This is a genomic window from Arthrobacter zhangbolii (assembly GCF_022869865.1).
Classification (GTDB): Bacteria; Actinomycetota; Actinomycetes; order Actinomycetales; family Micrococcaceae; genus Arthrobacter_B; species Arthrobacter_B zhangbolii.
This window is the reverse complement of record NZ_CP094984.1, coordinates 2,786,706-2,811,498: the sequence shown is the minus strand read 5'-3', so window position 1 is coordinate 2,811,498 and position 24,793 is coordinate 2,786,706. Positions and strand designations below refer to the sequence as shown.

Sequence of the window (24,793 nt, the reverse complement as noted above, 5' to 3'; positions counted from 1 at the left end):
ACGCGGGGAGCGGTCCGGGACAGCCGGCCGGTAGACTAAGGCCACATCAAGATCGCACAAATACACGCTGTGTGGCGCCACACGCGCGGCCTGCGGTGCTAACAGGGAGAACAATGGGCCAGATCCACCGATCCGCCATCGTGCGGACCGCTGCGACCCTGGGAGCGCTGGCGGTTGCCGGGCTGCTCGTATGGACAGCTTTTGATTTATCGCCGCGCCACGGGCTGGATTTCCGCGTGTACCTTTCCGGCGGGCAGAGCATTCTGGACGCCACCGGTGAGCTGTACACCAAGTCGGTCCAGTACGACGCCGACAGCAGCCTGCTTTTTACCTATCCGCCCTTTGCCGCGCTGGTTTTTGCCGTGCTTGCCCCCTTCGGCCAGAGCCTGGGCATCAACATTTTCACGGGCATCTCCCTGGCCATTGCCGCTGCCACATCGGTCTGGGCCGTTCGGTACGTCTTCCGCCGTGAGAGTGTCCGGGACGTGCTGCGCCAGCCCTGGCTTCGCGCCCTGGCCATCGCCGGAACCGGATTCATCATTGTGCTGGGCCCCTGGCGCGAGACGCTGGCTTTCGGGCAGATCAATATCCTGCTCTTTGGCCTGATCATGGCGGACTTTGTGAACAAGCGGGAAGGCTGGCCAACCGGACTGCTGACCGGGGTTGCGGCCGGCCTGAAGCTGACGCCGCTGGTGTTCGGACTGTATTTCCTGGTACGGGGGGACTGGCGCGGGCTGCGCAACATGGCCTACGGCTTCCTGGCGACCTTTGGCCTGGGGTTCCTTATCCTTCCCCGCGAGTCGCGGACCTACTGGACGGATCTGCTGCCGGATACCTCCCGCATCGGCGGCGCGGGGTACGTGGACAACCTCTCCATCAAGGGTGCCATTCTTCATTTCGGCGGCCCCGACTTTCCGGTTGATATCCCCTGGCTCATCCTGTCGCTGCTGTGTGTGGCGGCCGCCGCCGTGGTCATCCGCATTGCCGGAAACCGCGGGCAGACCTTCACCGCCCTTGCCGTCACTGCACTGCTGATGCTGCTGATCTCGCCCGTTTCCTGGTCCCACCACTGGGTGTGGGTGGCACTCTTCATTCCCGTCCTGGCCCGGAACCTGCTGGACCTGGGCAGCGGACAGCGGAATCTGAAGATCACCGGCCAGGTCCTGCTGGTGTCCTCGCTGGTCATTTTCATTTATTCGCCGAAGAGCATCGGTGAACTGTTCAATTCACCGAACCTGGACTCACAGATCCCTGAACCGTGGCTGATGGCATCCAGCATTGGTGTCTTTTGGGGGATGGGGCTGCTGGCCTGGTGGCTCGCTGCCTGCTGGCGGAGCCGGCCGCGGAACTGGTGGCGCAACACCCCGCCGGGGCTGATGCGGACAACCGAACCGCAGTCCTAGACTGCTGGCATGAGAACCGGTTCGCTGCTGGCAGTGTGCCTTGTGCACGGACTGCTGCCTACCAAGGACGCCACCGGTGTCACCGCCATCGACAAGCGTCCGGTGGCCGGAGCCGTGCAGGTGCATCCGCTGGGGCTGACCGGGGATCTGCAAGCCAGCCGCAGGCATCACGGCGGGGAGTCCAAAGCGGTTTATGCCTATTCCAAGGCCGATGCCGACTTCTGGGCGAGGGAACTGGGCCGGGACATTCCGCCCGGTCTCTTCGGAGAGAACCTGCGCCTGGCCGGCATTGATGCCACCGAGGCACTGATCGGGGAACGCTGGCGGATCGGGACCGACGTTGAGATGGAAGTGACATGCCCGCGCACCCCCTGCCGCAATTTCCAACGCCGTATGGGTGTGCCCAACTGGACGCGCCGTTTCGCAGAGGAAGGCCGGGTGGGGGCATACCTTCGGGTCCGCCGCCGCGGCAGCATCTCCGCCGGAGATCCGGTGGAGATCCTGAGCCGGCCCGCCCACGGGGTCCGCATCCTGGACGTTTTCCGCGGACCGGACCAGGACCAGGCCGCTGCACTGCAGGCGTCCGCCAAAGCAGGGGAGATCACCCTTTCCCCGGAAATCCGCAAAGTCCTGCGCACCCTGTCCGCGAGGGCGGCAGCCGTCTGAGGCCCGTGAACCGGCCGCTGTGCCCAAGCTCACCGCCCCCGAATGGCCACCTGTTGCCCCGATGCCGTACAGTGGAACGCATCCCCCACTCCGGTATTCCCTTATTTTCCTACGGGTCATCGAATAATCGCTGAAACCGTACGGTACGTTGTGTTGGGGCCTGCATCCTATGCGGGCAGATTCATCTTTTGGGGAGCGCCGGCAAAGAAATCGTCACACCGGTCGTAGGCACAATCCAGTGAAATCGGCCCACAGCTGTGACGGAAAGTCCTGCCTGGGATTGCAACAGCGCCGGACTTACGTCCCGCAGCCGCATGGTTGCCCGGTCCCCGATTGAATGAGGATTACCTCTTGTCTGAAGCCACGCTGGAAAACACCCAAAACGCCGAGAGCACCGCTGTCGCCCCCGAAGCCGAAGAGAACACCGTTCTGTTCAGCGACTTCGGACTGGACGAGCGCGTCCTGGCAGCCCTGAAGGATGTCGGCTACGTCAAGCCGTCCCCCATCCAGGCAGCTACCCTTCCCCTGCTGCTCGAAGGCCGCGACGTCGTGGGCCTGGCACAGACCGGTACCGGCAAGACCGCCGCCTTCGCGGTTCCCGCACTGTCCCTGCTGGCCGGCCGGCCGGCGACCAAGGACACCCAGGTCCTGGTGCTCGCACCGACCCGTGAGCTTGCCCTGCAGTCCGCGGAAGCCTTCACTTCCTACGCCACGCACATGGACGGCATCACCGTGCTGCCTGTTTACGGCGGTTCCGCCTACGGCCCCCAGCTCGCCGGCCTGCGCCGCGGCGCCCAGGTTGTAGTGGGTACCCCCGGCCGCGTGATCGACCACATTGCCAAGGGTTCCCTTGACCTGTCCAACCTCGAGTACCTGGTGCTGGACGAGGCCGACGAGATGCTGCGCATGGGCTTCGCCGAAGACGTGGAGCAGATCCTGTCCTCCACTCCGGCCGAGAAGCAGGTTGCCCTCTTCTCCGCCACCATGCCCCCGGCCATCCGCAAGATTGCCAAGAAGTACCTGAACAACGCTGCGGAAATCACGGTCAAGTCCAAGACCACCACCGGTGCCAACACGCGTCAGCGCTACGTGCAGGTCATGGGCCCGCACAAGCTCGATGCCATGACCCGCATCCTGGAGACCGAAGACTTTGACGGTGTCATTGCATTCGTCCGGACCAAGGCTGCCACCGAGGACCTGGCCGACAAGCTGAAGGACCGCGGCTACAGCGCCGCCGCCATCAACGGCGACATCCCGCAGCAGCAGCGCGAACGTACGGTCGAGGCACTGCGTGACGGCAAGATCGACATCCTGGTTGCCACGGATGTTGCCGCCCGCGGCCTCGACGTGGAGCGCATCAGCCACGTCGTCAACTACGACATCCCGCATGACACCGAGTCCTACGTGCACCGCATCGGCCGTACCGGCCGCGCCGGCCGCACCGGCGACGCGATCCTGTTCATGACCCCGCGCGAGAAGTACCTGCTGCGTGCCATTGAAAAGGCCACCCGCCAGCCGGTAGAGCACATGCAGCTGCCCAGCGTTGACGTGGTCAACGAGAAGCGCCTGGCGAAGTTCTCTGAGAAGATCACCGAAACCCTCGCCTCCGAGGACGTTTCCATCTTCAGCGACCTGGTCACCAAGTACATCGCCGAGCACGATGTTCCCGCGGAAAAGGTTGCCGCAGCCCTGGCCGTTATGGCCCAGGGTGGGCGTCCGCTGCTGCTGCAGGAAATCCCGCAGGCTCCGGCCCGCCAGCGCGAACGGTCCGAAGGCCGGGGCGACGGCTTCGGCTCACGCGGCCCGACGCGCCCGCTGACCGAAGGCAACGCCACTTACCGGATCGCCGTCGGACGCCGCCAGCGTGTGCTGCCCGGCTCGATCGTGGGTGCCATCGCCAATGAGGGCGGCCTGTCCTCGGCCCAGATCGGCGGCATTGATATCCGTGCCGACCACACCCTGGTGGAACTGCCCGCGGACCTGTCCAAGGACCAGCTGCGTGCCCTGTCCCGCACCCGGATCGGCGGCGAGCTGATCCACTTGGAACTGGACAAGGGACGCAAGCCCTCGCGTGAACGCGAAGGTGGAAGCTTCAACGACCGTGCCGACCGCGGGTTCAAGAAGGACTTCAAGAAGCGCGACGGCGAGCGGTCCTTCGGTGACCGCGGCAGCGACCGCCCGTACAAGAAGCGTGAAGGCGGATTCCGCGACAGCGCCGGTACCGGTGCCCGCAAGCCCCGTTTCCGCGACTAGGAAACACCCGGCGCCGGGACTCCGGCGCCGGTCCGGACAGTAGGCCGGACAAACAAGGAAGGGCGCCTCCCGCTTCGGGAGGCGCCCTTCCTGCGTATCTGCTTCCGTGCAGGGTGCGGCCGGTGCCCGCTGCGTGGCTACCCGTTGTACGGCTAGCCGGCTGCGGGCTCCACGGGGTGGACCGCCCGGCGGCTCTCGAGTCGCAGTTCCAGATCATTCATGACAATGGCCGCCAGGTCCGCGAGCGTACCGGCCTCCTCGGCGGAGAACCGGCGGGGTTCGGTGTCCAGGATGCAGAACGTGCCCAGGTTGTACCCGTCACTGGTTTCCAGCGGTACGCCAGCGTAAAACTGCAGGCCGAACTCGCCGGCAACCAGGGGGTTGGACAGGGTCCGGGGATCCTGCCGGGCATCGCCGACCACATAAACACCGTCCTGGAGGATCGCGGAGGCACACAGCCCCGGGTCCCTGCCGATTTCGGTGACCTCCGTGCCGTGGTGGGACTTGAACCAGATCCGGTCCGTGTCCACCACACTGACAATCGCCACCGGAACGTTGAATATCCTGGCGGCCAACGCGGTGACCCGGTCGAAGGCGCCATCCGGGGGAGTGTCCAGCAGCTCGTAGCGGCGGACCGCGTCCATCCGCTGCGCCTCGTTGGCCGGCAGCAGCTCCGGGGCAACACGGTGCCGTCCCCGCGCGGCGATGATCATGTCATACAGGACCTGGGAGACGTCGTGGGCGCTGGGCCGCTGTGTGGCGTCCTGCGCGGTCATGGCACGCAGCAGGCCCTCCCAGTCGCCCCCGAGATCGGCGGGGATCTCCGGGTCGCGCAGAAGCCGTGCCAGGGCACTTTCCAGGGCCGGTCCGGGGAAGGCCGGCTTTCCAGTCAGGCACTGGAGCAGGACGAGGCCCAGCGAATACACGTCACTGGCAGGGACAGCTTCCTCGCCGCGGGCCTGCTCGGGGCTCATGAACCCGGCTGTGCCGGAGAAGGTTCCGTGTTGGGGCTGCGGCTCGTTTGCCACCAGGGCAACTCCGAAGTCGGTGAGCTTGGCACGGATCCGGGCATCGTCGCTGCCGTAATCGAACAGCATGACGTTCGCTGGCTTTACATCCCGGTGCACCACGTTGTTGCCGTGGATGTAGCCCAGGCCCAGTGCCAGGTCATAGCCGATCAGTGCTGCCTGGCGGCGCGGAAGGGGACCCTGCCGAAGCCGGTCCCGCAGATCCAGGCCCTGGACGAGTTCCATGACCAGATAGATCAGCGGGTGGCGGGGGTCCGCGGTGTCGGAGCCTGCATCCAGCAGGGTTACAAGGCTGTGGTGGTTCAGGCGCGCCAGGATTTTGGCCTCGGCATCGCTGCGCCGCAGATCCAATTCGCTGGTTGCCTTGGGGCGGATGATCTTTACCGCTACGTCGCGGCCAAGGAATTCGTCCCGGGCGCGGTGGACGGTGCCCATGGCACCGGCCCCGATCTGGTTCAGGAGTCGGTATCTTCCGCCCAGGAAGAGGCCCTTTGAACCGTGGTTCGGCACTGTGTTCACGTGCCCTCGCTTTCTCGTAGCATAAGCATACTTAGAAAACGGACCTGCAGTTTACCTCCAAGAGGCTTGAAATGGTGGTGCAGCAGCCTCCGAAGTGGCTCTTGTCACGTTGGTCGTTTTCGATTTCTTCTTCCAGAAAAGTGCTGGTAGAGTTTTATGTCGTTGCCCCGATAGCTCAGTGGTAGAGCGCCATCTTGGTAAGATGGAGGTCCCGGGATCGATTCCCGGTCGGGGCTCTCAATGGGAGGGCCCGCGTTGCTAAGGCTGTTTGTTTTGCAGAGGCCATTTTAGATGACGCGGGCTTCACTCATTTATGGCGGTGTAGCTCAGTTGGTTAGAGCGCACGACTCATAATCGTGAGGTCGGGAGATCGAGCCTCCCCACCGCTACACATCAGGGCAGGCATGGAAGTTGTAACTTCCATGCCTGCCCTTTTTGTTTGCCCGGATTACGCCTGCTTCCTGCGGTGCGGGTGGCCCGTGCCCTGTAGCACCACCACCGTGCTCACATCTCAATACATTGGAAACATCCGAAACATTGGAAACAATGGATCACAGGGCCGGGCCCGTCCAGATCAATCGCCACCCCCACGGAACGAAAGACGAAGACCATCCATGACTGAGAATTATCCCCATCCCGCCGACGGGAATGACCTGCCCACCCGGCGCGGCCTGCGTGCCCGGACGGTCACGGACAGCAGTGCGGAGTGGTGGAACCAACCGCCCCAGGGCGGGGACGGCGAAGCATTCGAAGGCCGAGACGCGGCGGCGGGGGACGGCGTGGACGATTTCGAGGGTGGAAACCTGGCCGGCGTGGGGGCGTACGGCGTTGGTGGCGGCAAGGATGCCGGGGGATTTGCGGGCGCAGGCGTCAGCCCGGTCGAATCGGTGCCCGTGCTGCCTCCCCTGCCGGCGGGCATGCCGGAACCGGCGCGTCTGCCCGAAGCAGGGCGTAGTCCCGATCCGCTGCGGGACGCCTACCCCGCGGGTGAAGCAGAGCCGCCAGCCTCCGGTGATTGGACGGATGAAACGGCGGAGACAACGCACCAGCCGGTCAGCCGTGCGGAGGCGCGCACTGAACGCAGCCACCGGGAGGGACGCCGGGCGTCCTTCCTGGACCTGCAGCCCGCTGCCATCCCGGCGACCAAGGGTTTCCGCGGTCTGCTGGCCGGCCTGGGCATGCGGGTGGCCCCCTCGGCTGACGAGCTCGCAGAACGCCGGGACATGCGGGCGGTCAGCCAGCACTGGCCCGGCCCCCGGACCGTCTCCGTGGTCAACGGCAAGGGCGGGGCCAATAAAACACCCAGCACGGTTATGCTCGCTGCCGTATTCGCCCGCAACGGCGGCGGCCCGGTGCTGGCCTGGGACAACAATGAAACCAGGGGCACCCTGGGCTGGCGTACCGAGCAGGGCCCGCATGAAGCAACGGTCATGGACCTGCTGCCGCAAACCGCCGATCTGCTCTCGCCGTCGGCCCAGTCCGCCCTCCTGGCACGCTTTGTCCATCATCAGGTGGAGGACAAGTTCGACGTCCTGCGGTCCAAGCCGGACGTCCTGGCCTCGGAGCAAAAGATCACTGCCGAGGACTTCGATGCCTTGCACGAAGTCGCTTCCAAGTACTTCCGCCTGAACATTGTGGATTCCGGCAATGATGAAAGCGCCGAGCGGTGGCTGCGAATGATCGACCATACGCACCAACTGGTCATCGCAACCACCACCGTCGAGGAGCATGCCGAGGCCGGTGCACTGTTGCTTGAAGCCCTGGCAGCCCGTGGCGGCCGCTATGCGGAACTGGCGCGGAACGCCGTCGTCATCGTCAGTCAGTCGGACCGGAACGGGACGGACAGCCAGGCCCGGCGCGTGGCTGACGGGTTTGGCGAGCTGGCCCGCGCCGCCGTCACCATCCCGTATGACCCGGCCCTGCGCAAGGGGCAGATCCGCTACGATTCCCTGAAACCGGCGGCCCAGCGTGCCTGGCTGGCGGCAGCTGCTGCTGTTGCCGAGGGGTTGTAAACAGCCGTTTCGGACAGATTCGGCAGCAGCAGAGTTCTCCCAGAGCTAAATAAGGTTGCTGATTATCAGCAACCTTTCATAGGGTGGGGACAGCGGAAGCCGCAGGGCTTCCGAAACCGTAAAGCACCGCCGCTGCCACCGGATCACTACGGTGCGCGGCTGAATGAACGGAGACACACCATGGCACAGCACGATATTTCCGGCAAGAAGGTCGCCTTCCTCCTCACCGACGGGGTGGAGCAGATTGAGCTGACCAGCCCGTGGGAAGCCGTGAAGGACGCCGGCGGGCAGCCGGTCCTCGTCTCGCCCAAGCAGGACACGGTCCAGGGCTTCGACGGCGTGGACAAGGGCGAAACCTTTACGGTTGACCTCAACGTTGCCGATGCCAAGGCCGAGGAATTCGATGCACTGGTGCTTCCCGGCGGCGTCGTGAACGCAGACTTCCTGCGCGTTGACAAGGATGCCCAGAAGTTTGCGCGAGCCTTCTTCGAAGCGCACAAGCCGGTGGCCTCCATCTGCCACGGTCCCTGGCTGCTGATCGAGGCGGATGTGGTCAAGGGTCGCGACATGACCTCCTACCACACGCTCGCCACGGACCTGAAGAACGCAGGCGCCAACTGGAGCGACGAGGAAGTGGTGGTGGACCAGGGTCTGGTCACCAGCCGTAACCCGGACGACCTCCCGGCCTTCAACGACAAGCTCGTTGAGGAAATTGCCGAAGGTGAGCACGAGGGCCAGCACGCCTAACGGCCTGCCGGTTCGCCGCCAAGGGTGGGGTAACGTGAAAATCGTTACCCCACCCCTTGGCGTTTCGGAGGCTTCTTCCCGTGACTGACGCAGAACCGGCAGCGGAGGATTCCGCGGCAGGGAGGTTCCTCTGCTCCGGCACTGCCTGGGACACCTCCGGGGCCAGGCTGACGCTGCACACCCCCGCCGGGGAAGCCCGCGCACTGCGGCTGGACCCGGGCACCGAACTGCGGTTTCGGATCCTGAACGGACCGGACAGCCCAGGGCGTTTTTGTCTCGGGTTCTGGCAGGTCACCGGCGACGGCGTCCAGGTCCACACTCCGTGCCCGGCACAGGCAGCGGCCGGGCGCGGTTACCAGTGCGGTCCCTGCTTTGCACGCGACGAGGTCCGCGGCATCCACAACAGCCACCGCTCGCCCACCTTGCCTGAACCACTGCGCCGCTATCTCGACCAGCCGCACTGGCTTTATGTGGCCACTTTCGCTGACGGGGCCACGAAGGTTGGTACAGCCGCGAACCCGCGCAAGCAGCTGCGCCTCATTGAGCAGGGCGCCGTCCGTGCGTCCTATGTGGCCCGCGCCGCTAACGGACTGACCGTGCGGGTGCTCGAAGACACTGTCACCTCGCTGGCCGGGCTTCCCCAAGCCGTCCGTGCAGGCGCCAAAACCGCAGCCCTGACCCGGCCGCTGGCGGTCACCGCGCTGGAAGCCGTCAATGCAGAGGCCTCCGAATCAGCGCGCGCGGCGCTCGACAGCACCGGAATGGACGGGTTCTCCGCCGTGGAGGAGCAGTGGGTGCCGCCTGCACAGTTCGCCACCGTGCTGGAGACGCCCTGCGAGCCCTATCCCACCGATCCCGGCGCCGGGGAGCACGGCATGATCATTGAAGCGGTCCTGGGGTCCACGGCCCTGGTCCGGGTGGACGGCGAAAGCGGGTTCTTCGCAGCGGACCTGTCCCGGCTGAAGGGCCGGCGTCTGGAGACGGGCGCCTACCGCACCCGCATGCCCGCGTTGCAGACGGCACTGTTTTAGCCGGCAGGAAGCAAAACAGGGCGGCCTGCGTCAGGGCCGCACTGCCGGACGCCGGGCGGGGCTGCCTCAGGAGCCGGTGCCCCGTTCCGGCCCGCGGCGCCCGTCCCTGTATTCTGAAGACATGCTAAATACCCCCTGGGAAACCGGCTCGCCCCTGTATCGGAAACTGGTAGTAAGCGCGCTGGCGATCAGCGGTGCCGGGGTGCTCCTGGTGCTGCTGGGCGCCGTCATGGACAACCAGGTGATGATGTACATCGCCCTGCCGCTGATAGTTGTGGGACTGAGCACGCACCTGAGCGGTATGGTGGTGCGGGCCAGGGACGCCCGCCGCCGAATCAAGGGAACCAAATGAGCATCAACCCGGACCTGCAGGGCCGCACCTACCCGGCAGGGGAGGTATACCAGGTGGGCCGCGAGAAGATCCGTGAGTTCGCCGCTGCCGTCAAAGCCACCAATCCCGCGCACTTCGACGTCGCCCGTGCCCGTGAACTGGGGTACACCGACGTCGTGGCACCGCCTACCTTCGCCGTCATTGTGGCCCAGCGGGCAGACGCCCGGCTGGTGGCCGATCCCGACGCGGGCATCGACTTCTCCCGCGTGGTGCATGCCGACCAGCGGTTCACCCACCACCGTCCCATCGTGGCCGGAGACGAACTGGTGGCAGAGTTGCACGTCGATTCGGTCCGGGCGATGGGCGACGGCGCCCTGATCAGCACCCGTGCCGAGATTTCCACACCTGACGGGGAACGCGTCGCCACGACCCTTTCATCCATCCTCGTCCGCGGAGAGGGCAAGTAACCCACATGTCGATTGCCTTGAGTGAGCTTTCCACCGGCACCGAAATCGGATCGGCAGTGCTGGAGATTTCCCGCGCCGACCTTGTCCGCTACGCCGGTGCGTCCGGTGACTTCAACCCCATCCACTGGAATGAGCGGTTTGCCCGCCAGGTGGAGCTGCCCGGCGTGATCGCCCACGGCATGTTCACCATGGGTGCCGCCGTGCAGATGGTCAGTGACTGGATCGGCGATCCGGGAGCCGTGATTGATTACCAGACCCGCTTCACGCGCCCCGTTACGGTGGAGGACACCGACGGCGCCCCCGGTGCCGCAGTGAACGTCACCGGCGTCATTGGTGCCATTGACCTGGACAATTCCACCGCCCGGGTAGACCTGACGGTGACCTTCAACGGCCAGAAAGTGCTGGTCAAGGCCCAGGCAGTGGTGCGGATCTGGTGACTGCACTGACCCGGATGCCGCTGGCGTCCCTGACGACCGCCCGCGTGGGCGGACCCGCCAGCCGCTACCTCGAAGCGGAGACCGAAGACGAACTGATCATCGCCATCCGCGCTGCGGACGAGGCCCGCGAGCCCCTGCTGATCATCGGCGGCGGCTCCAACCTGCTGATCTCTGATGAGGGCTTCGACGGCGCCGTGATCCGTATTGCCACCCGCGGCCTGCAGATCACCCGCACCGGCGGCGGCCAGGCCGTCCTGCGGGCCGAAGCCGGACAGCCGTGGGACGAACTGGTGGCGTACACCCTGGCTGAGGGCTGCTCCGGTCTCGAGGCCCTTTCCGGAATTCCCGGGCTCGCCGGCGCGACGCCGGTGCAGAACGTGGGTGCCTACGGCGCCGATGTGTCCCAGTCCATCCGATTGGTGCGTGCCTGGGACCGGACCGAACGCACCGTGGTGGAGTTCAGCAACGCCGCACTGGAGTTCGGGTACCGGGACTCGCTGCTCAAGCGCAGCACCGTCAACGGCTCGCCGCGCTATGTGGTGCTCAGTGTGGAGTTTGTCCTGACCGAAGGCCACACCAGCGCTCCGGTGCGGTACGCCGAGCTGGCCCGGGCACTGGGCGTCGGAATAGGTGAATCCGCCGACGCCGTGGACGTGCGCCGGGAGGTGCTGCGGCTGCGGGCGGGCAAGGGCATGGTGCTGGATGCCTCCGACCCGGATACCTACAGCACCGGTTCCTTCTTCACCAACCCGATTGTCGACGCGGAAACGGCTGACCGGCTGCCAGAGGACGCGCCGCGGTACCCGGTGGAGGAACCCGGCCGGGTGAAGCTCAGCGCGGCCTGGCTGATCAGCCACGCCGGTTTCCGGAAAGGCTTTGGCCTGGCACCGGAAGACGGCACCGGAGGACGCGCCTCACTGTCCACCAAGCACACACTGGCCGTCACCAACCGGGGCACAGCCTCCGCGGGGGACCTGCTGGCCGTTGCCCGGGCCGTGGCCGACGGCGTGGAGAAGTCCTTTGGTATCCGGCTGCATCCTGAACCGGTTCTGGTGAACTGCTCACTCTAGGCACGGCACGCCTGCGCGCCGCGGTGGCAGGGCGCAGGCGGCGGTCGGGCGCCTACAGGTTTCCGGTGGCGATGCGCAGCATCCGGCGCAGCGGTTCGGCAGCGCCCCACAGCAGCTGATCACCAATGGTGAAGGCGCTGATGTACTCCGGACCCATTTCCAGCTTGCGGATGCGTCCCACCGGGATCTGCAGCGTTCCCGTCACGGCCACCGGCGTCAGCCCGGCCATGGTGGCTTCCTTCGTGTTGGGCACTACCGTGGCCCACTCGTTGTCAGCGTCGATGATCTTTTCGATCTCCTCCACGGACAGGTCCTCCGTCAGCTTCAGCGTCAGGGCCTGGGAGTGGGACCGCATGGCACCGATGCGCACGCACAGCCCGTCGAACGGAATACGTCCGGAGGAATCGCGGCCGAGGATCTTGTTGGTCTCAGCCCCGCCCTTCCATTCCTCCTTGGACATACCGTTGCCCAGGTCCGCATCAATCCAGGGAATGACGGAGCCGGCCAGCGGCACGCCGAAGCGGGACGAATCCATCTCCGGGTTCTTTTGCTGGGCCAGGACGGCACGGTCAATCTCCAGGATGGCCGACGCCGGGTCCGCCAGTTCCGAGGCCACGGCACCGTTGAGCGCACCGAACTGGTTCAGCAGCTCCCGCATGTGACGGGCACCACCGCCGGAGGCCGCCTGATAGGTCATGGACGTGCCCCACTCCACCAGGCCGTTGCGGAACAGTCCGCCCAGGCCCATCAGCATGCAGGAAACCGTGCAGTTGCCGCCCACGAAGTTCTTCACGCCCCGGGCCAGCCCTGCGTCAATCACGTCGCGGTTGACCGGATCCAGCACGATGATGGCGTCGTCTTCCATCCGCAGTGTCGAGGCGGCATCGATCCAGATCCCGTCCCAGCCGGCTGCACGCAGCTTCGGGAACACCTCGGCGGTGTAATCCCCGCCCTGCGCCGTGACGATGATGGGCAGCTTTGCCAGTGCATCGACGTCGTAGGCGTCCTGCAGCGGTCCCGCGCCGGCAGCGAAGGACGGGGCGGCACCTCCGGCGTTGGAGGTGGAGAAGAACACCGGGTTGATCAGGTCAAAGTCGCCCTCGTCCTGCATGCGCTGCATCAGGACGGAGCCAACCATGCCGCGCCAGCCGACGAAGCCTGCAGTGGGAACGGAGGAAGAAGTCATGCGTTCCAGTTTAGGTCAGCGGTGCCCCGGCGTCGTGGTCGGTTACGTCACTCCTGGCCGGGTCGCGGGTCCACAACGCAATCCGGTAGTTGGTGCCGTTTGCAGCCGTGTACCAGCCGGCAGCCGGGCTGACACCTGCGAAGGTCCAGTCTGCGCCCAGATGCGGGGCATAGGTGTCGCCTTCGGCAGCGGTGTCAATCACGGTTACCACCGCCGTATGCGCCACCGGGACCGCTGCCTCATACAGCTGGGCGCCTCCGATGATCCAGATTTCCTCACTGCCGGGGCTGGTCCGGGCAACCTCGAGCCCCTCCTGCAGCGAGCGGACCACAACGGTGTTTTCGGCGGTATCCGCCAGGCCGGAGTGGGAGGAGACGATGATGTTGGTCCGCCCGGGCAGCGGACGGTACGCGGCCGGGAAGGATTCCCACGTGCGCCGGCCCATGATGACGGGATGGCCGGCAGTGGTCTTCTTGAAGTGCGCCATATCCTCAGGCAGGTGCCAGGGCATCCCGCCGTCCCGCCCGATCACACCGTCGGCTGTCTGCGCCCACACCAGGCCAATAACCGGTCCGTTGCCGGGAGCACTGCCGCGGGCCCGGAGGACCTGGTGCAGGTCCGCGCCCCGGACGTCGGTGCCGCCGCCGACGGGGTAGTAGAGCGTGGAACCGGCCGGGGCTGCAGCGGTCTCTGGCGTTGCGGTGCCGGGGAACTCAGTCATAAACGTCCTTTCAGACGGCAATGGGTGCTTTGATACCGGGGTGGTGCCGGTAATCGAGGACCTCGAAGTCCTCCAGGGCGTAATCGAAGATGCTCTCCGGGGTCCGGCGGATGTGCAGCTTGGGGTAGGGGAAGGGTTCCCGGCTCAGCTGTTCCCGGACCTGGTCGACGTGGTTGTCATAGATGTGCACATCGCCGCCGCTCCAAATGAACTCGCCGGGTTCAAGACCCGTCTGCTGGGCGACCATGAGGGTCAGCAGGGCATAGGAAGCGATGTTGAAGGGCACGCCCAGGAAAGTGTCTGCGGAGCGCTGGTAGAGCTGGCAGGAGAGCCGGCCGTCAGCAACGTAGAACTGGAACATCGCGTGGCACGGCGGCAGGGCCATGTTCTCCACCTCTGCCGGGTTCCAGGCAGTGACGATGTGCCGGCGGGAATCAGGGTTCTTCCGGATCCCCTCCACCAGCTTCTCGATCTGGTCAATGTGCCCGCCGTCGGGGGTCGGCCAGGAGCGCCACTGGACACCATAGACCGGTCCCAGTTCGCCGTCGTCGTCCGCCCATTCGTCCCAGATACTGACGCCGCGTTCCTGCAGCCAGCGGACGTTGGAGTCACCGCGCAGGAACCAGAGCAGCTCCAGGGCCACTGACTTGAAGTGCACACGCTTGGTGGTGATCAGCGGAAAGGACTCGCTGAGATCAAAGCGCATTTGGCGGCCGAACACGCTGCGCGTGCCGGTACCGGTGCGGTCGGACTTCTGCGTGCCGTTGGCCATGACATCACGCAGCAGGTCTTCATACGGGGTAGGAATGCTCACTCGGCCAGTCTAGAACAGGTCAGCCCGCAAACAGGGGGAAAGCGATGCCGGCCACAAGGCCTGCCACGCTGATCAGGGCGATCGCCAGATAGAAAGCCAGCCCGGCGGGACGGCCGGCATTCAGTGTCACGCCCACGCCTATCCGTTTCGGGACCAGGACCCGGGGATCAGCGCGGTTGGTGTAGATGCCGGCGCGGTAATTGCTGCTGTCGTACACGGGATCCCCGTCCGCGGGTTCTCCGGCGGCGGCTGCCCCGGCCGCCGTTCCGTCAACCGTTCCGTCAACCGGCCGGCCTGCCGCGGCAACGTCCCGGCGGTACCGGCGCAGTGCTGCGAAACCCAGGCCCGCCATGGCGAGCAAAAACGCCACGGTGGGAAGGAGGAATTCGGCCGTGGAGCCGTCCGGCGGAAGGAGCCAGCCCCGCAGCGCCAGCCAGGCGAGCAGCAGGCTGAGCGCGAAGGTGGTGCCGCCCAAAAAGAACCGGGTTGCCCGCAGATTGGCGGCATGCGCTGCCGCATCATCGCGCACCTGCCCGGACCACTGTGCCAGCCGCGGGGCGAGCGCGGCAGTGCCCAGCAGGAACAGGATCAATCCGAGGGCTATCAGCGGCACCGCAAAAACGGACAGCAGGGACTTCTCTGCGAAACTGTCCGCCTGCCCGGCACCGTTCCAGTGCACCGGCAGGGACTGAGGCAGCCCCGGGTAGAGCCAGGCGCCGATACCGGCGGTGGCAATCGTCACTGCGACGGATGCCAGATACCAGGTATAGGCCAGATACCAGGTATAGGCAGGGCCTGATCGGACCGTTGACGCAGTCCTGCCGTCCTCTGTTGTACCCGTCATACGCTTTCCCCCTTCACCAGGGGACAGCGTAACAACGGGGCATCCGCGGGCGCCCGGCCCCGGCCTCTCAGTCGTCGAACGCCCGGTACTTTTCCAGGGAAAGAATCCGGCCTTCATCGGCGTGGCTGACCTGGCAGATCACGGCCTCGCCGGGGGCAAGGTAGGGGTCCTTGTCCGGAAGCCCGGAGGCCATGTCCGCGGGCATGTGCGCGGCCAGGGTGTCAAAGACCAGCGGCAGCACGGGGCGGTGCGTGCACACCGCCACCGGCTTGGCCTTGTCGAACAGCGCTTCAATGGCGCTCCGGGCCTTGCCCGGCTTGCGCCGTGCGTTGTGTTCGGTCAGCGCGTCAACGGTCTTGAACTTGGTCCCCTGCGCTTTTACATAGGGCCGCACGGTCTGCACACAGCGGAGCCACGGGCTGGACACCACGCGTTTGGGCCGCCAGGCCACCAGCAGGCGGGAGACGGCCAGTGCCTGCCGCAGCCCGCTGGCCACCAGCGGACGTTCTCCCTCAGCACGGGTCCAGGAGGAACGCGGTTTGGCCTTGGCATGCCGGACGATGATCAGCGGCCAGCTGTGCAGGCGCTGCTCGTCATAGGCGAGCACCAGTTCCTGCAGCGGCAGCCGGTCCGTGGGGTTGGTCAGCGACTCCCCGGCTTCCTCCGGGCTGCACCAGCGGACCCCGTCCACCTCCCTGCCGTCCGGGGTGGGCTTGTCTGAGTCAACCCGTGAGGCCCAGTAATGCACGATCTTCATCCCGGAGGCCACCGGGTACACGGTCGCCGGCAGCGGAATGCCCAGGGTGATGTTGATGCCTACCTCTTCGCGGACTTCCCGCACGGCGCATTCCGGGGTGGTTTCACCGGCGTCAAGCTTGCCCTTGGGCCAGGACCAGTCGTCATAGCGGGGACGGTGGATCATCAGGACCTGCAGCTTTCCGTCCCGCACACGCCAGCACAGGGCGCCCGCTGCCACCACCTTGACGGGGATGTCTTCCTGCGCCGCCGACACGGTCCCGGGTTCGGTTGCTTCCATCAGCGGCGGGCCACCGAGCGCTGGCGGGACCGCGACGCGAGCAGCCAGGACTGCACATCCTGCAGCGGGTTGCCTTCCGCGTCCTTGTGGTAACGGGTCCAGATGCCCTCCGGGTCCAGATGCCAGCTGGCGGTGCCGGGATCCATGTACCGGTCCATCAGTGCCACCAGATCCGCAACATCCTCCTTGGACGCCAGCTGGACCAGTGCCTCAACCCTGCGGTCAAGGTTGCGGTGCATCATGTCAGCGGAACCGATGAACACCACCGGGTCGCCGCCGTTGGCGAAGGCGAACACCCGGGAGTGTTCAAGGAAACGGCCCAGGATCGAGCGCACTGTGATGTTTTCGCTCAGACCCGGCACGCCGGGCCGTACCGAGCAGATGCCACGGACAATCACGTCCACCTGCACTCCGGCCTGCGATGCCCGGTAGAGCGAGTCGATGATCGCTTCGTCCACCATGGAGTTGACCTTGATGATGACCCGGGCGTTGAGGCCGGCCTTTTTGTTCGCGATTTCCCGTTCAATCCGGTCGATCAGGCCCGAGCGGACCGAGCGCGGAGCAACGAGCAGGCGCTTGAAGGTGGACTTCGGAGCGTATCCGGAGAGCTGGTTGAACAGTTTGGTGAGGTCCTCGCCCACCTGTTCGTTGGCGGTGAGCAGTCCCAGGTCCTCGTAGTAGCGGGCCGTACGGGGGTGGTAGTTGCCGGTACCGATGTGGCAGTAGCGCCGCAGGCCGTCCACCTCCTGCCGAACCACCAGGGAGAGCTTGCAGTGCGTTTTGAGGCCCACGATGCCGTACACCACGTGCACCCCGGCCTGCTCCAGCTTGCGTGCCCAGGAGATGTTCGCCTGTTCGTCGAAGCGCGCCTTGATTTCCACCAGTGCCAGGACCTGTTTGCCGGCCTCGGCGGCATCAATCAGGGCGTCCACAATGGGGGAGTCGCCGGAGGTGCGGTACAGGGTCTGTTTGATGGCCTGCACACGCGGATCGGCCGCAGCCTGCTCCAGGAAGGCCTGCACCGAGGTGGAGAAGGAATCGTACGGGTGGTGCAGCAGGATGTCCCGGCGGCGCATCGCGGCGAACACGTTGGCCGGCTTGGAGGTCTCGGACTCCTTCAGGTGCCGGTTGGTGTGCGGGACCTGCTTGGGGTAGTGCAGGTCCGTCCGGTCAATCCGGCTGATGCCGGAGAGGCCGCGCAGATCCAGGGGCGCCGGCAGGACGTACACCTCGTCCGATTCCACGCCCAGCTCGCGCTCGAGCAGTTCGCGGATGTTCGGGTTGATGTCCGGGGTGACTTCGAGGCGCACGGGCGGACCGAACCGGCGGCGCAGCAGTTCCTTCTCCAACGCCTGCAGGAGGTTCTCGGCGTCGTCCTCTTCCACCTCGAGGTCTTCGTTGCGGGTGACGCGGAAGGTGTAGTGCTCAATGACGTCCATGCCGGGGAACAGCTGGTCCAGGTGCTGGGCGATGATGTCTTCGAGCGTAATGAAGCGGGCGGTGCGCCCTGCCACGTTGCCCGCGCGCGGGCCGTCGACCGAGATGAGCCGCGGCAGCTGGTCCGGGACCTTGACCCTGGCAAAGAACTCCTTGCCGCTGACCGGGTTGCGGACCACCACTGCCAGGTTCAGGGAGAGGCCGGAAATGTAGGGGAAGGGGTGGGCCGGGTCCACGGCCAGGGGAGTCAGAATGGGGAAGACCTTGGCGGCGAACTGTTTGTGCAGGTTCGCCTTGGCGGCCTCATCCAGTTCATCCCAGCTGAGCAGGTAAATCTGTTCCTCGGCCAGGGCGGGGCGGATCTGCCGGGCAAAAACGTCGGCGTGGCGCTGCTGCAGCCGGTACCCGGCTGCGACGATTTCCTCCAGCTGTTCGATGGGGCTCATCCCGGCCGCGGAGGGGACCGCGAGTCCGGTGGCGATGCGGCGCTTGAGGCCGGCAACGCGGACCATAAAGAACTCGTCCAGGTTCGAGGCGAAGATGGACAGGAAGTTCACCCGCTCCAGCAGGTACAGCTCCGGATCCTCCGCCAGTTCCAGGACGCGGGCGTTGAAATGCAGCCAGCTGATTTCCCGGTCCAGGAACCGCTCCGGCGAGATGTCCCCGCTGGGCAGCAGGGCAGGGCCAAAGTCCGGGATGTCGATGCGGTCCTGGGTTGCCCGCGGCGCCGACATGGCCTCGGCAGACCCAAAGGTCGAACGGGGCTCGGCGGCGGTATCGAAATCCATAGTGTCTCCCTGAGGTACTGGCGGCGGGGCAGGGCCGACGGCGCGGATAACCCTGCCGGGCCCTGCTTCAACAACATTACAAGCTGCGGGCGCGCTAGGCGGGGGCGTACATCACGTCCTGGTCCCAACGCACAAATCCAAGCCGCTGGTACAGGGCCACGGCGGCTGTATTGTCCGCGTCCACGTACAGCATCACGGCATCAAGTCCGGCCCGGTGCAGGTGCTCGATTCCGGCGATGGTCAGTGCCTTGCCCAATCCCATGCCCTGGGCGCGGGGACTCACCCCCACCACGTACACCTCGCCGATGGCCGGGTGTCCGGCGGTGCCCGGGTGCACCTTCGTCCAGTGGAAACCCAGGATTCCGCCGTCGCCGTCCACGGCCAGAAGGAAGCCGTCCGGATCGAACCAGTCCTCCTGCATGCGGGCCTGCAGGTCCGACAGGCTCATGCCGCCCTGCTCAGGGTGATGCGCGAAGGCGGCGGCGTTGACCGCAAGCCACGCCTGCTCGTCCTGGCCGGGCACAAAGGCACGCAGTGTGACGCCCTCGGGAAGCACGGGCTCCGGCAGCGATTCCTGCAGCGCCGAGCGGCTCAGGCGCATCTTCCACAGATCGCGCACCGGCCGGTATCCGAACCGGGCAGCGAGTTCCACAGCTGCCTCATGGTTTCCGTGTGACCAGGCAGCGGGCCGGGCATCGGCCGCGCCCTGCACGGCTGTTGCCAGTGCCGTGCCCACCCCCTGGTTGCGGTAGTTCGGGTGCACCACCATTTCCAGCACGCCCGGGCCGCCCGGTGTATCGGAAACAAGGACGGCGACGCCGGCCAGCCAGCGGCCGCTGCCGGTGTCCGAACCGCCGTCGTCGGCGTAGGTGGTGAATACGGCCAGTGCGCCGGGATCGGCATCCGCGGAGCGCAGGTCAACGAGAGTCTGCTCGGACAGGGGCGGATTGCCATCCGAGTCCTGTGCTGCGGACGCCAGCTCCAGGATGTCTGCCAGCGCCCCGGGTTCGGGGGTGCCGCGGGTTTCAAGTACCGGCCAGGCTGTCTGCTGTTCTTCACTCATGTCGAAAGCCTAGCGCGGGAGCAGCCTGCGGGCGCGGGCCGGAGCCCGCAGGATCACGCATCCTGGCTGGCGGAGGCAGCGGTTTCCGCACGGGAGCGGGTGAATCGGTACCCGACGTTGCGGACCGTGCCGATGAGGGTTTCGTGGTCCGGGCCGAGCTTGGCCCGCAGCCTCCGCACGTGGACATCCACCGTCCGGGTACCCCCGTAGTAGTCGTACCCCCACACCTCGTGGAGCAGCTGGTCGCGGGTAAACACGCGGCCGGGATGCTGTGCCAGGTACTTAAGGAGTTCAAATTCCTTGTACGTCAGGTTCAGGGCGGTCCCGCTGACCCGGGCGGTGTAGCTCGCCTCGTCAATAACGACGCCGGAGGCGTGGATTTCGGAGGAGGCTTCCTCTGCCTCCGAAGGGGTGCGGGCCGAGGCGAGGCGGAGCCGGGCTTCAAGCTCGGCCGGGCCGGCGGTGTCCAGGATGACGTCGTCGGAGAGCCAGTTCGGCGCGACGGCGGCCATCCCGCCCTCGGTCAGGATCAGGATGAGCGGTGTGCCCAGACCGGTAGCCTTGAGCAGCTGGGTCAGCGAACGGGCCCCCACCAGGTCCCGGCGGGCATCCACCAGGATGACGTCGCAGGGGTCGGTGTCCAGCAGGGCCGTAGGCTCGGCGGGAACAACGTGCACCTTATGGTTCAGGAGTTCCAGGGCAGGCAGGACGTTCACTGACGAACCGGAACTGTTGGTCAGGAGCAAAATGTGCGACATAGGTCCTCCGAATGTTGGGCGCACATCATTGGGCACAATCTTCGCCGATCCGCGTGGCAGGAAGTGATCGAAAGTATACCCATCGGGTGTTCGCGGGCCTGTCGCTTTTCACCTGTGCTCCGTAATAAGGCAGGATAACTAGGGTGAAACTATGGAGCTTAGCGGTGCCGGCGGCGCTCGCCATTATCGGTATCGTGGGTGCTTCCTACCTGTCCGTGCCGGTGGTGGCGGTCTTCTGCGGGCTGGCCGCGGCCCTCACGGGAATCTGCTGGCCGCATCTGATCGGCGTACCGGCGCGCAAGACCCAGGGCGCTGTGCTGGCGCTGGTCGGTGCCGGCGCCGTGGCCGGGGCATACTTCGCGCCCGCCGCCGCCATGCTGACCTGGCTGCCGGCAGCCGTGGCCGTGGGGGTGGGGGCTGTTTTCCTTATCCAGCTCCTCCGCGGCACCGGACAGGCGCACCGTCTGGAATCAATCGTCGGCATCATGTCCGGTGTCCTGGTAACCGCCCTGGCCTCCGGCTGGGTCGCAGCGGACCGGCTGGCCGGAACCGCAGGTAATCCTGCCCTGCTCACCGTCACCGGCAGCGCCGCACTGGCCGCAGTGGCCGTGTCCCTGATACCCGTCCCGGACCGGATGGCTGCACCCCTGGGCGTGGTGGCCGGAGCGCTGACTGCGGCGCTGGCAGCACTGGTGGTTTCCGGCGTGGCGTGGCCGGTAGCTGCGTTCTCCGGCCTGGTGGTCGCCGCCGTGGTGATGGCCTTCCGCCGCCTGGTCCTGTCACGCGACGGGCAGACCAACGCGGCCGGGCAGCTGGCCCTGGGCCTGGCGCCGGTGCTCGTGCTGGGATCAGTAGTGTATTTCCTGGGCAGCCTCCTGCTCTCCTGACATACCCCGTCAACCCGGGTCCGGTTTTTGCCCGGGGACGCCTGCCGTGATCGAATGGCAGGAAGGAAACTGTTCCTCCCGCGCGTTAGGATGTAGCCATGCTTGCACTCGAAATCTTCTTCATCGCCCTGCTGGGTGTCACCGGCCTTGGTATGGCTGCCTTCGCTGCACTGGTTGTCTCCCGCCTGTACAAGGGCCAGAAGTAACTCCCTGTCACGCGTAGGAACTGCGTAGTACCGGCCCCCGCCCGCAATACCGAAGGACAGGTTGCGCCATGCCCATGGAGATCCCCACAGATCTGACCCCCGAACTGGTTCCCCTGTCCTGGCTGATCGGCACCTGGGAAGGTTCCGGCCGGCTGGGTGAAGGCGAAGCCGACTCGGAGCACTTCACCCAGAAGGTCACCTTCACCCAGAACGGCCTGCCGTACCTGCAGTACACGGCCGAAAGCTGGCTCACCGATGAACAGGGCACAGTGCTGCGCCCGCTCGCCGTGGAGACCGGATTCTGGGCCCTGGACCGGCCCCTGAACGACGCCGACGGCGGGCCCGGGCTGGTTCCCGCGGACATTGTGCCGGCCCTGCGCAGTGCTGACGAGGTCGAAGAGCTGCGCAACGATGCCGGCGGCTTCGACATCACCGCCACCATCGTGCACCCCGGCGGTATCTCCGAACTCTATTACGGCTCCATCAAGGGCCCGCAGATCCAGCTGGCCACTGATCTGGTGATGCGCGGCGTCAACTCCAAGGAATACACCGCCGCCACCCGGATCTACGGGCTGGTCAACGGCGATCTCTACTGGCGCTGGGACGTGGCCTCCTCCGGTGAAACACTCAAGGCCCACGCTTCGGCCATCCTGAAGAAGACGGCCTAGACCCTTCCCGGAATAGGCCGGCATGGAAAGGACGTTGCACCCTTTATGACGTACTCCAGCCCCCTGCTTTCCCGCCACGGTGCCGTTGAAGCCGCCGGACTCGACGCCGGAACAGCGGCCCACTACGGCGACCCGCTGCGCGAACAGCGCGCCCTGGCCCGCGGCACCGCCGTCGTTGATCTTTCCTACCGCGGCGTGGTGACGGTCAGCGGCGAGGACCGGCTCAGCTGGCTGAACACCCTCTCCTCCCAGCAGGTGGGCAACCTGCAGCCCGGCGTCAGCTCCGAGCTTCTGCTGCTCACTGTGCAGGGCCGGATTGACTACGATGCCCGGATCATCGATGACGGCACCACCGCCTGGCTGCTGGTTGAGGCTGCCGAAGCGCCGGGCCTGACGGAGTGGCTGCAGCGGATGAAATTCATGCTCCGGGTCGAGGTCACCGATGTCTCCGACCAGTGGGCAGTGGCCGGCACCACCGCCGAGGTTCCCCAGTGGGAGCAGTACCTGCGCTGGACCGACCCGTGGCCGCACATCGCCCCCGGCGGATTCGCCTATACGGCAGTGCCGGAGGAAACCCACCCGGGCCTTGAGCGTCCGTGGTTCGAATACCTCATCCCGCGCGGTGAATTCGAAGCAGCCATTGCCGCTTCCGGACGGACGCTGGCGGGCTCCATGGCGGCCGAGGCGCTGCGCATCGCTGCCTGGCGGCCCCGGCTCGGCGCGGAAACCGATGAGAAGACCATTCCGCACGAGCTGGATCTGATCCGCACTGCTGTGCACCTGGCCAAGGGCTGCTACAAGGGCCAGGAAACCGTGGCCCGGGTGCATAACCTGGGCCACCCGCCGCGGAGGCTGGTATTCCTGCAGCTGGACGGCTCCCAGCACACGCTGCCGGCGGCCGGCAGCCCTGTGATGCTGGGGGAGCGGACGGTGGGAACACTCACCTCGGTGGGCGGACACTATGAAATGGGTCCGGTGGGCCTGGCTGTGATCAAGCGTTCCGTTGATCCGGCGGCCACGCTGGTGGTGAACGACGACGGCGAACTGTACGCCGCCGCGCAGGAACCCATCGTGGCCCCCGACGCCGGAGCCGTGGTTGGACGCGCCACCGGTTTCCTGAAGGCGCCCCGCCCCTAGCCGCTGCCGTGTCCGGCACAGCGGCACGACGTATAGACAAACCTGCCTTTTAGAGGAGATGTAATGAGCACCCCGGAATCCCGCCCAGAGATCGACAACGACATCATTGAGCTCGCCGGGCTGGTGTTCGATGCCGCGCGGGCCGGAGATACCGCCGGGATCCGCGGCTATCTGGATGCCGGTGTGCCGGTCAACCTGACCAACGGCTCCGGTGACACCCTGATTATGCTCGCGTCCTACCACGGGCATGCGGAACTTACCGGACTGTTGGTGGAGCGCGGTGCAGATGTGAATACCCGCAATGACCGCGGCCAGACCCCGCTGGCCGGAGCAGTGTTCAAGGGCTATCAGGAGATTTTCCGCATCCTGCTCGATGCCGGAGCAGATCCGGACTCGGGTTCCCCCACGGCCCGCGAAACTGCGGGCTTCTTCAAACGCCAGGAAATGCTGGACCTGCTGGGCTGATCCGCCGCCGAAAAAGCGGGCCGCAGAACCCGTTCCCGGCCCGGCGTCAGGCGGAGAGGGACACCGAGGTACGGACGCCGGCAGGGATGAAACCGGAGCCCATGGCGGTCCTGGCCGCGCCGACATTGTCCAGAGGCGCACGCCACTGGGGAATGAGTCCGCCGGCCATGGCATCCTCAAGGGCTACGGAGCTGATGTAGCTGCCCAGGCCGCGCAGCCGGTGGCCGGGTGCGGTCAGCACGCTCATGTCGGCCAGAATGCCGTCGGTGATGCTGTAGCCGGCCCCGGCGACGGGCCGGGGATCGTCCTCGGAATCGTCAACAAGGACAAATACGTCTTCCTTGCCGGCGAGTCCGGCCTCCGCGACGTCGTCCGGCGGGCACAGCCGCTCCAGTGCCACGGCAAGGTCCGGGTCATTGGCCACCGCGAGGTCCTCGAGCGGGGCAAGTGCAGGGAAGGCATCGGCAAAAAAGAGCTGTTCGGCGCCAAGTGCCCGGCCGCCGAATTCCATGGACATCTGCATCAGGCCGGAATGGCGGGTCAGTTCCACGGCTGATTTGGTCCGTGCCCGTGCGGCTGCCCATTCGGGGCCGCTGAAAACCTCCGTGCCGAAAAGCCGCAGGAAACAGACGGTTTCCGACTGCTCGCGCACGCTGTAGATACGCTCGTCGGCGTCGGTCGCCGCGAGGGCGTCATCGGCAAGGCCCAGGTGCCGTGAGAAGGCCAGCTGGATGATCGCGATGGTTCCCGGGTCCAGATTCATTTTTTCAACCTACACCCGGGTAGGGAGCCCAAGGCAAACGCCGGTCCGCACCGGAA

Annotated in this window: 24 protein-coding genes and 2 tRNA genes; 16 read left to right on the top strand and 10 right to left on the bottom strand. The window is 66.1% G+C overall.

What is annotated here, in order from left to right:
* Nucleotides 1-113: 113 nt before the first annotated feature.
* From MUK71_RS13045 to MUK71_RS13035, 3 genes are all read left to right on the top strand, one after another.
* Entirely contained in the window at nucleotides 114-1,403 is a 1,290-nt protein-coding gene (locus tag MUK71_RS13045) for a glycosyltransferase 87 family protein (protein WP_227928735.1), read from the top strand.
* 9 nt (nucleotides 1,404-1,412) lie between these two features.
* Entirely contained in the window at nucleotides 1,413-2,069 is a 657-nt protein-coding gene (locus MUK71_RS13040) for an MOSC domain-containing protein (RefSeq protein WP_227928737.1), read from the top strand.
* 351 nt (nucleotides 2,070-2,420) lie between these two features.
* Nucleotides 2,421-4,322: a DEAD/DEAH box helicase gene (locus tag MUK71_RS13035; RefSeq protein WP_269436326.1), complete on the top strand. Its 1,902-nt coding sequence runs from the start codon at nucleotides 2,421-2,423 to the stop codon at nucleotides 4,320-4,322.
* A 152-nt stretch (nucleotides 4,323-4,474) separates the two neighbouring features.
* Here the strand turns inward: MUK71_RS13035 and MUK71_RS13030 are convergent, their stop codons facing one another.
* Nucleotides 4,475-5,869: a GAF domain-containing serine/threonine-protein kinase gene (locus MUK71_RS13030; protein ID WP_227928739.1), complete on the bottom strand. Its 1,395-nt coding sequence runs from the start codon at nucleotides 5,867-5,869 to the stop codon at nucleotides 4,475-4,477.
* A gap of 164 nt (nucleotides 5,870-6,033) precedes the next feature.
* Here MUK71_RS13030 and MUK71_RS13025 point away from each other — a divergent pair.
* From MUK71_RS13025 to MUK71_RS12985, 9 genes are all read left to right on the top strand, one after another.
* A tRNA-Thr gene (locus tag MUK71_RS13025) sits at nucleotides 6,034-6,105 on the top strand.
* 79 nt (nucleotides 6,106-6,184) lie between these two features.
* A tRNA-Met gene (locus MUK71_RS13020) sits at nucleotides 6,185-6,258 on the top strand.
* Nucleotides 6,259-6,483: 225 nt separating this feature from the next.
* On the top strand, nucleotides 6,484-7,881 hold the full coding sequence (locus MUK71_RS13015) for a MinD/ParA family ATP-binding protein (protein ID WP_227903948.1): 1,398 nt from the start codon (nucleotides 6,484-6,486) through the stop codon (nucleotides 7,879-7,881).
* A 180-nt stretch (nucleotides 7,882-8,061) separates the two neighbouring features.
* Nucleotides 8,062-8,628: a type 1 glutamine amidotransferase domain-containing protein gene (locus MUK71_RS13010; RefSeq protein ID WP_227903946.1), complete on the top strand. Its 567-nt coding sequence runs from the start codon at nucleotides 8,062-8,064 to the stop codon at nucleotides 8,626-8,628.
* An 80-nt stretch (nucleotides 8,629-8,708) separates the two neighbouring features.
* On the top strand, nucleotides 8,709-9,659 hold the full coding sequence (locus MUK71_RS13005) for a DUF2797 domain-containing protein (protein ID WP_227928741.1): 951 nt from the start codon (nucleotides 8,709-8,711) through the stop codon (nucleotides 9,657-9,659).
* Between the two features lie 121 nt (nucleotides 9,660-9,780).
* A complete protein-coding gene (locus MUK71_RS13000; protein WP_227903942.1) occupies nucleotides 9,781-10,011 on the top strand; it encodes a hypothetical protein in 231 nt (76 codons plus the stop codon).
* Entirely contained in the window at nucleotides 10,008-10,457 is a 450-nt protein-coding gene (locus MUK71_RS12995; RefSeq protein ID WP_227903940.1) for an FAS1-like dehydratase domain-containing protein, read from the top strand. The genes MUK71_RS13000 and MUK71_RS12995 overlap by 4 nt, the downstream gene beginning before the upstream one ends.
* A 5-nt stretch (nucleotides 10,458-10,462) precedes the next feature.
* Nucleotides 10,463-10,894, top strand: a complete 432-nt coding sequence (locus tag MUK71_RS12990) for a MaoC family dehydratase (protein WP_227928742.1) — start codon at nucleotides 10,463-10,465, stop codon at nucleotides 10,892-10,894.
* Nucleotides 10,895-10,899: 5 nt separating this feature from the next.
* A complete protein-coding gene (locus tag MUK71_RS12985; RefSeq protein ID WP_227928845.1) occupies nucleotides 10,900-11,964 on the top strand; it encodes a UDP-N-acetylmuramate dehydrogenase in 1,065 nt (354 codons plus the stop codon).
* Nucleotides 11,965-12,016: 52 nt separating this feature from the next.
* Here MUK71_RS12985 and asd read toward each other — a convergent pair whose 3' ends face one another.
* From asd to MUK71_RS12945, 8 genes are all read right to left on the bottom strand, one after another.
* Nucleotides 12,017-13,150 (bottom strand): aspartate-semialdehyde dehydrogenase, encoded by a 1,134-nt coding sequence (gene asd, locus MUK71_RS12980; protein ID WP_227928744.1) that lies wholly within the window; start codon nucleotides 13,148-13,150, stop codon nucleotides 12,017-12,019.
* Nucleotides 13,151-13,160: 10 nt separating this feature from the next.
* Nucleotides 13,161-13,871: a dihydrofolate reductase gene (locus MUK71_RS12975; RefSeq protein ID WP_227903934.1), complete on the bottom strand. Its 711-nt coding sequence runs from the start codon at nucleotides 13,869-13,871 to the stop codon at nucleotides 13,161-13,163.
* Nucleotides 13,872-13,881: 10 nt separating this feature from the next.
* A complete protein-coding gene (locus MUK71_RS12970; RefSeq protein WP_227928746.1) occupies nucleotides 13,882-14,685 on the bottom strand; it encodes a thymidylate synthase in 804 nt (267 codons plus the stop codon).
* A 19-nt stretch (nucleotides 14,686-14,704) separates the two neighbouring features.
* Nucleotides 14,705-15,529: a DUF1648 domain-containing protein gene (locus MUK71_RS12965; RefSeq protein ID WP_227928747.1), complete on the bottom strand. Its 825-nt coding sequence runs from the start codon at nucleotides 15,527-15,529 to the stop codon at nucleotides 14,705-14,707.
* Nucleotides 15,530-15,596: 67 nt separating this feature from the next.
* A complete protein-coding gene (locus MUK71_RS12960; RefSeq protein WP_227928749.1) occupies nucleotides 15,597-16,565 on the bottom strand; it encodes an NUDIX hydrolase in 969 nt (322 codons plus the stop codon).
* The gene (locus MUK71_RS12955; RefSeq protein WP_227903926.1) at nucleotides 16,565-18,790 is read right to left on the bottom strand and encodes an RNA degradosome polyphosphate kinase; all 2,226 of its coding nucleotides are present in this window, start codon (nucleotides 18,788-18,790) and stop codon (nucleotides 16,565-16,567) included. Before MUK71_RS12955 ends, MUK71_RS12960 begins: the two co-directional genes overlap by 1 nt.
* Nucleotides 18,791-18,884: 94 nt before the next feature.
* Complete coding sequence (mshD, locus tag MUK71_RS12950; RefSeq protein WP_227928751.1) at nucleotides 18,885-19,853, bottom strand: mycothiol synthase; 969 nt, start codon at nucleotides 19,851-19,853, stop codon at nucleotides 18,885-18,887.
* Nucleotides 19,854-19,906: 53 nt separating this feature from the next.
* Nucleotides 19,907-20,611, bottom strand: coding sequence for a winged helix-turn-helix transcriptional regulator (locus tag MUK71_RS12945; protein WP_227928753.1), 705 nt, complete (start codon nucleotides 20,609-20,611; stop codon nucleotides 19,907-19,909).
* 143 nt (nucleotides 20,612-20,754) lie between these two features.
* Between MUK71_RS12945 and MUK71_RS12940 the strand changes: the two genes are divergently transcribed.
* The 4 genes from MUK71_RS12940 to MUK71_RS12925 all read left to right on the top strand — a co-directional run bounded on the left by MUK71_RS12940 (nucleotide 20,755) and on the right by MUK71_RS12925 (nucleotide 23,974).
* The gene (locus MUK71_RS12940; RefSeq protein ID WP_227903921.1) at nucleotides 20,755-21,498 is read left to right on the top strand and encodes a hypothetical protein; all 744 of its coding nucleotides are present in this window, start codon (nucleotides 20,755-20,757) and stop codon (nucleotides 21,496-21,498) included.
* A 274-nt stretch (nucleotides 21,499-21,772) separates the two neighbouring features.
* Entirely contained in the window at nucleotides 21,773-22,372 is a 600-nt protein-coding gene (locus MUK71_RS12935; protein ID WP_227903919.1) for a nitrobindin family protein, read from the top strand.
* 45 nt (nucleotides 22,373-22,417) lie between these two features.
* Entirely contained in the window at nucleotides 22,418-23,509 is a 1,092-nt protein-coding gene (gene ygfZ, locus MUK71_RS12930) for a CAF17-like 4Fe-4S cluster assembly/insertion protein YgfZ (RefSeq protein WP_227903918.1), read from the top strand.
* A 63-nt stretch (nucleotides 23,510-23,572) separates the two neighbouring features.
* The gene (locus MUK71_RS12925; RefSeq protein ID WP_227903916.1) at nucleotides 23,573-23,974 is read left to right on the top strand and encodes an ankyrin repeat domain-containing protein; all 402 of its coding nucleotides are present in this window, start codon (nucleotides 23,573-23,575) and stop codon (nucleotides 23,972-23,974) included.
* Between the two features lie 46 nt (nucleotides 23,975-24,020).
* Here MUK71_RS12925 and MUK71_RS12920 read toward each other — a convergent pair whose 3' ends face one another.
* Complete coding sequence (locus MUK71_RS12920; RefSeq protein WP_227903915.1) at nucleotides 24,021-24,737, bottom strand: GNAT family N-acetyltransferase; 717 nt, start codon at nucleotides 24,735-24,737, stop codon at nucleotides 24,021-24,023.
* Nucleotides 24,738-24,793: the final 56 nt, after the last annotated feature.